Genomic DNA, 10,744 nt, shown 5'->3' with positions numbered 1-10,744 from the left:
TCCGCGCGATGGAACCGCTGCACACGACGCCGTGACCCGCGGCACCGAGCTGCCGATCGTCCTGCTGCCGGTCGGCACCGACGACGATGCGCTGGACGCCTGCCTGGCGGCGCTCGATACCGGCACGCCGGCGGGCACGCGGGTCTGGCTTGCCGACGACGCGCAGGCCGGTCCGCGCGGGCTGGCGATCATCGAGCGCTGGCTGGCATCGACCCGGCTCGCAGCGGATTACAGCCGCCGCCAGCGACCGCTTGGCGCGGTGGCGCACATCGACGAAGCGCTGGCGGCCTGCGGCGATGCCGATGTCGCGGTGCTGGCCCCCGATGCGATTCCGGCCCCGGGCTGGTTGGCACAGTTGTCCGCGTGCTTCGCGCGCGATCCGGCGATCGCCACCGCGACGCCGTGGTGCAACGCAGGCGAAGCGGCAGCCTGGCCGCGGGTCGGGGAGATCGCGCCCGTTCCCGGCGACCTGGGGCGGATCGCCCGCGCCTGTGCCGCGATGCCACCGCGCCATCCCGAGCTTCCCGCCGCGGTCGCCCACGCCGCGCTGCTGCGCGGCAGCGCGCGCAAGCGCGCCGGCGGGCCCGATGGCGCCAGTTTCGGCTCCTGGTATGCGGCGCTTGTCGACCTGTCGCTGCGCCTGGCGGGCATGGGCTGGCGCAACGTGCTGTGCGACACCGCCTTCGTCGCGCGCGGGGGAGAGGGCGTGCCCGCCGATGGCGACCTGGACGTGCTCGCCGCGCGCTGGCCGGGCTGGCATCCGCGCCTGGCCGGATTCCTGATGCAGGATCCGGTGGGCGCGCTGCGCGAGGAACTGTCGCGGCGGCATGCGAACATCGACGGAGAACCGCCGCAGGCCGAACTGGACTTCTCCGGGGCATGAGCGCCGACATCGCCGCCATTGTGGTCACCCACCAGAGTGCGTCGACCATCGACGATTGCCTCTCGCGGCTGCGCGAGGCCGAAGGCGTGGTGACGATACGGGTGGTCGACAACCAGTCAAGCGACGACACCGTCGCCGTCGTTCAGCGCCACGCCACGGCCGATGCGCGCGTGCGCTTCGTCGCCAATCCCGACAACCCCGGCTTCGCCGTTGCCTGCAACCAGGGCGCGGCCGACGCGGCCGAAGCAGCGGCGGCGTGGCTGGCCTTCGTCAATCCCGACTGCATGGTCGCGGCCGAAACGCTGGTGCGCCTGCGTGAGCATGCGCACTCGTTGCAGGGCGAAGCGCTGGTCGGCGCCGACCTCGTCGACGAGGAGGGCAAGCGCGACGGCGCCGCGCGTCGCCGCGATCCCGACTTCGGCGCGATGCTGCACTCGCCGGCGGCGGCGCGACTGGAGGTGGCGCGGGATCCTTCGCGCGCGCTGCAGCCGGTCGATGCGGTGTCCGGTGCGCTGATGCTGTTGCCACGCAGCCTGTTCGAGCGCGTAAACGGCTTCGACGAAGGCTATCGCCTGCACGCCGAGGACCTGGACCTGTGCCGCCGCGTGCGCGATGCCGGCGCGATCGTCGCCGCCGCCAACGACACCACCGTGTTGCACGTTCGCGGCGTTTCCAGTCGCTCACGCCCCGTGTTCGTCGAATGGCACAAGCACCGCGGCCTGTGGCGCTACTTCCGCAAGTTCGAAGCCGCCCAGCGCGGCGTCCTCATCCGCGCGTCCGTTTTCCTGGCCATCTTCCTGCGTTTCCCTGTCGCGGCGCTGCGAGCGCGGCTTGGCGGTTGACCGTTCAAGCCACGGCCTCGGCCCGCTGCCGGCCGGCGATGTTCACCACTTCGGCCATGTTCTCCGATCCCCATGTGCACAAGGGCACCAGCGCATCGGCCAGGCTGCGGCCGAGCGGGGTGAGCGCGTACTCCACGCGCGGCGGCACTTCCTTGTAATCGGTGCGCGACAACACGCGATCGGCTTCCAGGTCCTTGAGTTGCTGGATCAACACCTTGTCGCTGACGCCGCCGATCGCGCGCTTGAGCTCGCCGTAGCGTTTGGTGCCGTCGCGCAGGAAGAACAGGATCAGCGGCTTCCATTTGCCGGAAATGATGTGGAGCGCCGCGTCGAGCCCGCAGGAGAAGCCGTCACCGCAGATCTTGGGATGGGTAGTCATTTATACTTACCAAAAGGTGCATACTTGTTGTAATGTAATCACAGGCGGATAGTCGTGCAACCCCCATGAAGGATGCATGACATGACTCGACTCACAGGAAAGACCGCCGTGATCACCGGTGGCGCCACCGGCATCGGCCGGGCGGCGGCAAAGCGCTTCATCGAAGAGGGCGCGTTCGTATTCATCTTCGGCCGGCGCCAGGCGGCCTTGGACGCCGCAGTGGCCGACCTGGGACCCAATGCCCGCGCAGTCCAGGGCTCGGTTTCAGAGCCGCAGGACCTGGACCGGCTCTACTCCGCGGTCGCCAACGAGCGCGGCACCCTGGATATCGTCTTCGCCAATGCCGGCACCGGAAGCCTGCTCCCGCTCGGCGAGATCACCGCCGAACACATCGACGAAACCTTCGCCACCAACGTCAAGGGCACGATCTTCACGGTCCAGAAGGCGCTGCCGCTGATGGGGCAGGGCGGTTCGATCATCCTGACCGGCTCCAGCGCCGGCACCACCGGCGCACCGGCCTTCGGGGCCTACAGCGCGAGCAAGGCGGCCGTGCGAAACCTCGCACGTACCTGGGCCGAAGACCTCAAGGGCACCGGCATCCGGGTGAACGTGCTGTCGCCCGGCCCCACGGCGACCGAGCTGGCGAAGCAGGCGGTGGGCGAGGAAGGCATCAAGGCCTTCGCCTCGATGAACCCGATGCAGCGCATGGCCGAACCGATGGAAATCGGCGCAGTGGCGGCGTTCCTCGCCTCGCCCGACAGCAGCTTCATGACCGCCAGCGAAGTCGCCGTCGATGGCGGCCTGGCCCAAATCTGACCCGAACAAGGAGCATTCCATGAACTACGCAATCATCGGCTTCGGCGAAATCGGCCGGACACTTGCCCGGGCCTTCGCCCGCAGCGGCATCGACGTTTCCGTCGCCACTACCCGCGACCCGAAACGTTTCGCCGCCGACGCGGCCGCGATCGGCCCGGGCGTCACCCCAACGACACTGATGCAGGCCGCCGAGGCGGACGTCATCTTCCTGGCGGTGCGCTATGCGGCGCATGCCGATGTGGCAAAGGCGCTGCCGGACTGGACAGGAAAGATCATCGTCGACGTGACCAATGCCTACGGCGTGCCTTCGTCGGAGCTGGGCGGCCAGCCTTCGGCCAAGGTAGTGGCGCAAGCCTTCCACGGTGCACGCGTGGTCAAGGGCTTCAACCATCTGGTTTCGGCCGTCCTCGACCAGGACCCGGCCGTGCACGGCGGGCACAGGGTCGTGTTCCTGGCCAGCGACGATGAGGCCGCAGCGACAGAAGTCGCCACGCTCGCGACGGAACTCGGATTCGCGCCGGTCAAGCTCGGCGGGTTTTCCGAGGGCGGTCTCCTCGTACAGGCGCACGACGACCGATGGGGTCACCTGATCTTCAAGGACCTCGTCAAGTTCGACAGCTGAGGCAAGCCGCTAGGCGCGGTAACGGTTGACCTGATCGCGGAGGGCCCGGGCAGCGCCGGCGGCGGCCTCGGCGAAGTCGTCGCCTTGCGACGCGTAGAGGATCGCGCGGGAAGAACTGACCGCCAGGCCGGTGCCGTCGGCGGTGGCCGCGTTGCGCACCACCGCTTCGGCGTCGCCGCCCTGGGCGCCGACGCCGGGCACCAGGAAGGGCAGGTCGCCGACGATGGCGCGCACTTCGCGCAGCTGCTCAGGCCAGGTCGCGCCGACCACCAGCATGCAGTTGCCGTTGCCGTTCCACTCGCGCGCCACCGTCGCGGCCACGTGCTGGTACAGCGGACGTCCGTTCCCGAGCACCAGGTCCTGCAGGTCCGCAGCGCCCGGGTTCGAGGTGTGGCACAGGATCACCACGCCCTTGTCGGCGCGGTCGAGGTAGGGCTGCAGCGAATCGCGGCCGAGCCAGGGGTTGGCGGTGACTGCGTCGGCGCCGTAGCGGTCGAAGGCCTCGGCGGCGTAATGCCGCGCGGTCGAGCCGATGTCGCCGCGCTTGGCGTCCAGGATCACCGGGATGCCGGGATGCGCTGCATGGATATGGGCGATGAGCCGCTCCAGCGCGTCTTCCGCGCCCAGCGCGGCGAAATGGGCGATCTGCGGCTTGAAGCAGCACACGAATTCCGCCGTCGCATCGACGATGTCGCGGCAGAACCCGAACACCGCATCCCCGTCACCCGCGACCCGCCCCGGGAACTTCCCCGGCTCCGGATCCAGCCCCACGCAAACCAGCGACCCCGCCTCGTCCCACCGCGCCCGCAGTGCTTCCATGAAGTTCATCGCGGTCTCCTGCCCGGTTTTTTGCCACGGATGAACACGGATTTACACGGATAAAGCACTTTGATCCGGTTTTGATTCATCCGTGCTTATCCGTGTTCATCCGTGGCTGAAACGCTCTACTTCAGGGCCTTGAAGCGGAGGCGGTGGGGGCCGGCGTCGTCGCCGAGGCGGCGCTTCTTGTCTTCCTCGTATTCGCGGTAGTTGCCCTGGAAGAACTCCACGTGCGAGTCGCCCTCGAACGCCAGGATGTGGGTGGCGATGCGGTCGAGGAACCAGCGGTCGTGGGAGATCACGAAGGCGTTGCCCGGAAACTCCAGCAGCGCGTCTTCCAGCGCGCGCAGGGTCTCGATGTCGAGGTCGTTGGACGGTTCGTCGAGCAGCAGCACGTTGCCGCCCTGCAGCAGGGTCTTGGCCATGTGCAGGCGGCCGCGCTCGCCGCCGGACAGCGTGCCGACGAGCTTCTGCTGGTCCTGGCCCTTGAAGTTGAAGCGGCCGATGTAGGCGCGCGACTGGATCTCGACGCCGTTGATGTTGAGGATGTCCAGGCCGCCGGAGACTTCCTGGAACACGTTGTGGTTGCCTTCCAGCTTGTCGCGGCTCTGGTCGACGTAGGCCAGCTTCACCGTCGGGCCGATGTCGATCTCGCCCGAATCGGGCTTTTCCTGGCCGGTGATCATCTTGAACAGCGTCGACTTGCCCGCGCCGTTGGGACCGATGATGCCGACGATCGCGCCAGGCGGCACGCTGAAGCTCAGGTCGTCGATCAGCAGGCGGTCGCCGAAACGCTTGGACACGTCCTTGAACTCGATCACCTTCTGGCCCAGGCGCTCGCCCGGCGGAATGAAGATCTCGTTGGTCTCGTTGCGCTTCTGGTAATCGACCGACTGCAGCTCCTCGATCCGGGCCAGGCGCGCCTTGCCCTTGGAGCGGCCGCCCTTGGCGTTCTGCCGCGCCCACTCCAGCTCCTTGGCGATCGCCTTCTGCCGCGCCTTCTCCTGCGATTCCTCGCGCTTGAGCCGGTCTTCCTTCTGCACCAGCCACTCGGTGTAGTTGCCCTTCCCCGGAATGCCGCGGCCGCGGTCGAGCTCGAGGATCCACTCGGCGGCGTTGTCGAGGAAGTAGCGGTCGTGGGTCACGGCGACCACGGTGCCGGTGTAGCGGGCCAGGAACTGCTCCAGCCATTCGACCGACTCGGCGTCGAGGTGGTTGGTGGGCTCGTCGAGGAGCAGCATGTCCGGCTTCTGCAGCAGCAGGCGGCACAGCGCCACGCGGCGCTTCTCGCCACCCGAAAGCTTGCCGATCACCGCGTCCCACGGCGGCAGGCGCAGCGCGTCGGCGGCCACTTCCAGCTGGTTTTCAAGGGTGTGCGCGTCGCCGGCGGCGAGGATCGCCTCCAGGCGCTCCTGCTCCTTGGCCAGGGCGTCGAAATCGGCGCCTTCCTCGGCATAGGCGGCGTAGACCTCGTCCAGCCGCTTCTGCGCCTGCAGGACCTCGCCCACGCCTTCTTCCACCGCCTCGCGGACGGTCATCGCCGGGTCCAGCTGCGGCTCCTGGGCCAGGTAGCCGACCTTGATGCCGGGTTGCGGGCGGGCCTCGCCGGAGAAGTCGGTATCCACGCCGGCCATGATCTTGAGCACCGTGGACTTGCCGGCGCCGTTGAGGCCCAGCAGGCCGATCTTGGCGCCCGGGAAGAACGACAGCGAGATGTCCTTGATGATCTGGCGCTTCGGCGGGACCGTCTTGGACACGCCGTTCATGGTGTAGATGTACTGCGACATGGGGGCTCCGGGTGTGGCACGGCCGCCCGGGGCGGCGGGCGCCGCGGGCGGGGAGGATCGGGAATGGGGCCGATTATAGCGGCCGCGGAGGCTACAATCCCTTAACCCCACGTTCCCGGAGCCCGGCAATGTTCCCCCGCGACGCCCGTATCGAAGGCTACGACCCCGAACTCGCCCAGGCCATCGCCGACGAGCGCCGTCGCCAGGAGGACCACGTCGAGCTGATCGCCAGCGAGAACTACGCCAGCCCGCGGGTGATGGAAGCGCAGGGCAGCGTACTGACCAACAAGTACGCCGAGGGCTATCCGGGCAAGCGCTACTACGGCGGTTGCGAGTACGTGGACGTGGCCGAGCGCCTGGCGATCGACCGCGTCAAGCAGCTGTTCGGCGCCCAGCTTCAAGACGGTATGTATGCCAACGTGCAGCCACATTCGGGCTCGCAGGCCAACCAGGCCGTGTACCTGGCGCTGCTGCAGCCCGGCGACACCATCCTGGGCATGTCCCTGGCCCACGGCGGCCACCTGACCCACGGCGCGAAGGTCAACATCAGCGGCAAGCTCTTCAACGCCGTGCAGTACGGCGTCAACGACGAAGGCCTGATCGACTACGACGAAGTCGAGCGCCTGGCGCTCGAGCACAAGCCGAAGATGGTCGTGGCCGGATTCTCGGCCTATTCGCAGGTGATCGACTGGGCGCGCTTCCGCGCCATCGCCGACAAGGTCGGCGCCTGGCTGTTCGTGGACATGGCCCACGTCGCCGGCCTGGTCGCCGCCGACGCCTATCCGAATCCGGTGCCGCACGCGCACGTCGTGACGTCCACCACGCACAAGACGCTGCGCGGTCCGCGCGGCGGCATCATCCTGGCCAGGGCGAACGAGGAGATCGAGAAGAAGCTGCAGTCGATCGTGTTCCCCGGCATCCAGGGCGGCCCGCTGATGCACGTGATCGCGGCCAAGGCGGTCGCGTTCAAGGAAGCGCTGGAGCCGGAGTTCAAGGCCTACCAGCAGCAGGTCGTCAAGAACGCGCAGGTGATGGCGAAGACCATCATCTCGCGCGGCTACAAGATCGTCTCCGGCGGTACGCAGAACCACTTGATGCTGGTGGACATGATCGGCAAGAACATCACCGGCAAGGACGCGGAAGCCGCGCTCGGCAAGGCCCACATCACCGTCAACAAGAACGCGGTGCCCAACGACCCGCAGAAGCCCTTCGTCACCTCCGGACTGCGCATCGGCACGCCCGCGGTCACCACCCGCGGCTACAAGGAAGCCGATTGCGTCGATCTGGCCAACTGGCTGTGCGACGTCCTCGACAATCCAAACGACGGCAACGTCATCGCCAGGGTCCGGGGCAACGTGACCAGGCAGTGCGCGCAGTTTCCCGTCTACGGCTGACCTGAATCGATGCACTGCCCGTTCTGCCAGAACTCCGACACCAGGGTCATCGACTCGCGGGTCAGCGAGGATGGCGCGACGATCCGTCGCCGGCGCGAGTGCGAGGCCTGCGGCGAGCGTTTCAGCACACTGGAGACGGTGGAGCTGAAGTTGCCGATGATCATCAAGAGCGACGGGCGGCGCGACCAGTTCGATGCGCGCAAGCTGCGCCAGGGTTTCGACCGGGCGTTGCAGAAGCGGCCGGTGTCCGAGGAGCAGATCGAGGCGGCGGTGCGCGCGGTGGTGCACCAGTTGCGCATGAGCACCGAGCGCGAGATCGCATCGCGACGGGTCGGCGAATTCGTGATGGCGGAACTGCGCAAGCTCGACCATGTGGGCTACGTGCGCTTCGCGTCGGTGTACCGCGCATTCGAGGATGTGGCGGATTTCCGCGAGGAGCTCGACCGGCTCGAGCACGACCTGCCGGGCGAAGGCCAGCTTCCGCTGCTGGGTGCCGAGATCGTCCCAATCGACCGCCACGCCGAGAAAAAGAAACGTTAATGGCAGATCCCGCCGCTCCGTCTCCCGTCTCCCCTCTCCCGTCTCCCGGCTTCACCGCGCAGGACCACGCAATGATGGCCCGCGCATTGCGCCTGGCCGAGCGCGGCGCCTTCACCACCAAGCCCAACCCCATGGTCGGCTGCGTGCTGGTGCGCGACGGCGAGGTCGTGGGCGAGGGCTGGCACGAGCGCGCCGGCGGGCCGCACGCCGAGGTCTACGCGCTGGAAGGAGCGCGCGAGCGTGCCCGCGGCGCGACCGCCTACGTCACCCTGGAGCCGTGCTCGCACACCGGCAAGACGGGTCCATGCGCGGATGCGTTGATCGCCGCGGGCGTCGCGCGTGTCGTCGGTGCGATGCGCGATCCGAATCCGGAAGTGAACGGCGGCGGCTTCGAGCGCCTGCGCGCTGCCGGCATCGAGGTCGAGTCCGGGTTGATGGAAGCGCAGGCGCGCCTGCTCAACCGCGGCTTCGTTTCGCGCCTGGAGCGCGGCAGGCCGTGGCTGCGGGTCAAGCTGGCCACCAGCCTGGACGGGCGCAGTGCGCTGGCGTCGGGCGAATCCAAATGGATCAGCGGCGAACCCGCGCGTGCCGACGTGCACCGCTGGCGCGCGCGCGCCGGGGCGCTGCTGACCGGCGCGGGCACCGTGCTTGTCGACGATCCGCACCTGACCGTGCGCCTGGAAAAAGACGACGCCGGCAAGGACATTCCCTTCGTGGCGCCGCTGCGCGTGGTCCTGGACCCCGGCCTGGCGACCGTGGCCCGCGGCCACATCCGCGAGGGCGCGGCGCCGACGCTGTACCTGCATGCACCGGATGCGCGCATGCCGCGCGGCATCGACGCGCAGCACGCCCATGTGCCGGTCAAGGGCGGGCGCTTCGATCTCGACGCGGTGCTCAAGCTGCTTGCAGACCGCGGCATCAACGAGATCCAGGTCGAGGCCGGCGCCACCCTGGCCGGCGCCTTCCTCGGCGCCGGCCTGGTCGACGAACTGCTGTTGTACGTTGCGCCGGTGATGCTGGGCGAGACCGCGCGGCCGATGTTCGACGGACTGCACATCGATGCCATGACCGAGCGATTGAAGATGCGCATCGTCGAGACCCGCCGCATCGGCGACGACGTGCGCGTACTGCTGCGGCCCGAAGCGGCCACCGGAACCGCCTGATGTTCACCGGCCTGGTCCAGGGCGTCGGCCGGCTCGACGCGCGCGAATCGCGTGGCGGCGATGCGCGCCTGCGCATCGCCATCGGCAGCCTGCCGCTGGCCGACGCGCAGCTGGGCGAAAGCATCGCGGTCAACGGCGTCTGCCTGACCGTGGTGGCCTTCGACGGCGACACCTTCGAGGCCGATGCCTCCAACGAGACCCTCGCGCTGACCACGCTCGGCTCGCTGGCCATCGGCGCTCCGCTGAACCTCGAGCGCGCGCTGCGCGCCGACGAACGCCTCGGCGGCCATCTGGTCAGCGGCCACGTCGACGGCATCGGCAAGGTGCTGTCGATCGAGCCGGACGCGCGCGCCCAGCGCTGGTCGTTCTCGGCGCCCGCACCCCTGATGCGCTACATCGCGAAGAAGGGCTCGATCTGCGTGGACGGCACCAGCCTGACCGTGAACGAGGTCGACGACCACGGCTTCGAGGTGGCCCTGGTGCCGCACACCGTAGCCCATACCGCTTTCCACACAACCCGTCCCGGCGATCCGGTGAACATCGAAGTCGACCAGGTCGCGCGCTACGTCGAGCGGTTGCTGGCGGCACGGAGCAACGAAGCATGAGTTTCGCCCCCATTCCCGAGCTGCTCGAGGAAATCCGCGCCGGTCGGATGGTCGTGATCGTCGACGACGAGGACCGCGAGAACGAGGGCGACCTGATCATGGCCGCCGAGCTGGTGCGGCCCCAGGACATCAATTTCATGGTCACGCATGCACGCGGCCTGGTCTGCCTGTCGCTGACGCGCGAGCGCTGCAAGCAACTCGGGCTGCCGCCGATGGTGCGCGACAACACCTCGCCGCACGGGACCAACTTCACGGTCAGCATCGAGGCCGCCGAAGGCGTGACCACCGGCATCAGCGCCTACGACCGCGCGCACACCGTGCGTACCGCGGTGCGGCCGGACGCGACCAGTGCCGACCTGTCGCAGCCCGGCCACATCTTCCCGCTGCAGGCGCAGCCGGGCGGCGTGCTCAGCCGTGCCGGACACACCGAAGCGGCGAGCGACCTGGCCCTGCTGGCGGGCATGGAACCGGCCGGCGTACTGGTCGAGATACTCAATCCGGACGGTTCGATGGCCCGGCGTCCGGAACTGGAAGTGTTCGCCCGCGAACACGGCCTGAAGATCGGTTCGATCGAGGACCTGATCCGGCACCGGCTGGAGAACGAACACACCGTCGAGCGCGTCGACGAGCGCGACATCGAGACCGGGCACGGCACGTTCCGGCTGATGACCTATCGCGATCGCTCCAGCCAGGCGCTGCACTACGCACTGCTGCGCGGCGCGCCCGACCCGGCCAGGCCGGCCCTGGTGCGGGTGCACGTGCTCAACCCGCTGTCCGACGCGCTGCATTGGCGGCGCCCGGATTTCGGTCCGGCGATCGGCGACGTGCTTGCCGCGATCGCCGCCGAAGGCCATGGCGCGCTGGTCCTGCTGGGCGAGCCGCATCGCAACGCCG

General features: G+C 68.6%; 12 protein-coding genes. 9 read left to right on the top strand and 3 right to left on the bottom strand.

Annotated elements, in window-relative coordinates; all coding sequences use genetic code 11:
• The first annotated feature begins 49 nt into the window (after window positions 1-49).
• On the top strand, window positions 50-883 hold the full coding sequence (locus QAA18_RS11420; RefSeq protein WP_279413091.1) for a glycosyltransferase: 834 nt from the start codon (window positions 50-52) through the stop codon (window positions 881-883).
• The gene (locus QAA18_RS11415) at window positions 880-1,725 is read left to right on the top strand and encodes a glycosyltransferase family 2 protein (RefSeq protein ID WP_279413090.1); all 846 of its coding nucleotides are present in this window, start codon (window positions 880-882) and stop codon (window positions 1,723-1,725) included. Before QAA18_RS11420 ends, QAA18_RS11415 begins: the two co-directional genes overlap by 4 nt.
• Before the next feature lie 4 nt (window positions 1,726-1,729).
• Here the strand turns inward: QAA18_RS11415 and QAA18_RS11410 are convergent, their stop codons facing one another.
• On the bottom strand, window positions 1,730-2,104 hold the full coding sequence (locus QAA18_RS11410) for a helix-turn-helix domain-containing protein (RefSeq protein ID WP_279413089.1): 375 nt from the start codon (window positions 2,102-2,104) through the stop codon (window positions 1,730-1,732).
• Between the two features lie 81 nt (window positions 2,105-2,185).
• On the opposite strand from QAA18_RS11410, the gene QAA18_RS11405 reads away from it, so the two are divergent.
• Together QAA18_RS11405 and QAA18_RS11400 are read left to right on the top strand one after the other, a co-directional pair.
• Entirely contained in the window at window positions 2,186-2,920 is a 735-nt protein-coding gene (locus QAA18_RS11405) for an SDR family NAD(P)-dependent oxidoreductase (protein WP_279413088.1), read from the top strand.
• Window positions 2,898-3,542: an NADPH-dependent F420 reductase gene (locus tag QAA18_RS11400; protein WP_279413087.1), complete on the top strand. Its 645-nt coding sequence runs from the start codon at window positions 2,898-2,900 to the stop codon at window positions 3,540-3,542. The genes QAA18_RS11405 and QAA18_RS11400 overlap by 23 nt, the downstream gene beginning before the upstream one ends.
• Window positions 3,543-3,551: 9 nt before the next feature.
• Here the strand turns inward: QAA18_RS11400 and pyrF are convergent, their stop codons facing one another.
• Together pyrF and ettA are read right to left on the bottom strand one after the other, a co-directional pair.
• A complete protein-coding gene (gene pyrF / locus QAA18_RS11395) occupies window positions 3,552-4,370 on the bottom strand; it encodes an orotidine-5'-phosphate decarboxylase (protein WP_279413086.1) in 819 nt (272 codons plus the stop codon).
• Window positions 4,371-4,486: 116 nt separating this feature from the next.
• A complete protein-coding gene (ettA, locus tag QAA18_RS11390; RefSeq protein WP_279413085.1) occupies window positions 4,487-6,148 on the bottom strand; it encodes an energy-dependent translational throttle protein EttA in 1,662 nt (553 codons plus the stop codon).
• Between the two features lie 128 nt (window positions 6,149-6,276).
• Here ettA and glyA point away from each other — a divergent pair, with 128 nt between their 5' ends.
• From glyA to ribB, 5 genes are all read left to right on the top strand, one after another.
• On the top strand, window positions 6,277-7,542 hold the full coding sequence (glyA, locus tag QAA18_RS11385) for a serine hydroxymethyltransferase (RefSeq protein WP_279413084.1): 1,266 nt from the start codon (window positions 6,277-6,279) through the stop codon (window positions 7,540-7,542).
• Between the two features lie 9 nt (window positions 7,543-7,551).
• Window positions 7,552-8,082: a transcriptional regulator NrdR gene (gene nrdR / locus QAA18_RS11380; protein ID WP_279413082.1), complete on the top strand. Its 531-nt coding sequence runs from the start codon at window positions 7,552-7,554 to the stop codon at window positions 8,080-8,082.
• A 71-nt stretch (window positions 8,083-8,153) separates the two neighbouring features.
• Entirely contained in the window at window positions 8,154-9,245 is a 1,092-nt protein-coding gene (ribD, locus tag QAA18_RS11375) for a bifunctional diaminohydroxyphosphoribosylaminopyrimidine deaminase/5-amino-6-(5-phosphoribosylamino)uracil reductase RibD (RefSeq protein ID WP_279413081.1), read from the top strand.
• Complete coding sequence (locus QAA18_RS11370) at window positions 9,245-9,850, top strand: riboflavin synthase (RefSeq protein ID WP_279413080.1); 606 nt, start codon at window positions 9,245-9,247, stop codon at window positions 9,848-9,850. Before ribD ends, QAA18_RS11370 begins: the two co-directional genes overlap by 1 nt.
• Window positions 9,847-10,744, top strand: an 898-nt coding sequence (gene ribB / locus QAA18_RS11365; protein ID WP_279413079.1) for a 3,4-dihydroxy-2-butanone-4-phosphate synthase, incomplete at its 3' end; no start/stop codon positions are given. The genes QAA18_RS11370 and ribB, both read left to right, overlap by 4 nt.

Source organism: Luteimonas sp. 8-5, assembly GCF_029763755.1.
Classification (GTDB): Bacteria; Pseudomonadota; Gammaproteobacteria; order Xanthomonadales; family Xanthomonadaceae; genus Cognatiluteimonas.
The sequence above is the reverse complement of the archived record's forward strand: the minus strand, read 5'-3'. Positions and strand labels throughout refer to the sequence as shown.

What these genes read in the sequence shown, in the direction of transcription:
- QAA18_RS11415 (WP_279413090.1), top strand. Translation starts at nt 880, where the DNA reads ATGAGCGCCGACATCGCCGCCATTGTGGTCACCCACCAGAGTGCGTCG.
- QAA18_RS11410 (WP_279413089.1), bottom strand. Translation starts at nt 2,104, where the DNA reads ATGACTACCCATCCCAAGATCTGCGGTGACGGCTTCTCCTGCGGGCTC.
- QAA18_RS11405 (WP_279413088.1), top strand. Translation starts at nt 2,186, where the DNA reads ATGACTCGACTCACAGGAAAGACCGCCGTGATCACCGGTGGCGCCACC.
- QAA18_RS11400 (WP_279413087.1), top strand. Translation starts at nt 2,898, where the DNA reads ATGGCGGCCTGGCCCAAATCTGACCCGAACAAGGAGCATTCCATGAAC.
- pyrF (WP_279413086.1), bottom strand. Translation starts at nt 4,370, where the DNA reads ATGAACTTCATGGAAGCACTGCGGGCGCGGTGGGACGAGGCGGGGTCG.
- ettA (WP_279413085.1), bottom strand. Translation starts at nt 6,148, where the DNA reads ATGTCGCAGTACATCTACACCATGAACGGCGTGTCCAAGACGGTCCCG.
- glyA (WP_279413084.1), top strand. Translation starts at nt 6,277, where the DNA reads ATGTTCCCCCGCGACGCCCGTATCGAAGGCTACGACCCCGAACTCGCC.
- nrdR (WP_279413082.1), top strand. Translation starts at nt 7,552, where the DNA reads ATGCACTGCCCGTTCTGCCAGAACTCCGACACCAGGGTCATCGACTCG.
- ribD (WP_279413081.1), top strand. Translation starts at nt 8,154, where the DNA reads ATGATGGCCCGCGCATTGCGCCTGGCCGAGCGCGGCGCCTTCACCACC.
- QAA18_RS11370 (WP_279413080.1), top strand. Translation starts at nt 9,245, where the DNA reads ATGTTCACCGGCCTGGTCCAGGGCGTCGGCCGGCTCGACGCGCGCGAA.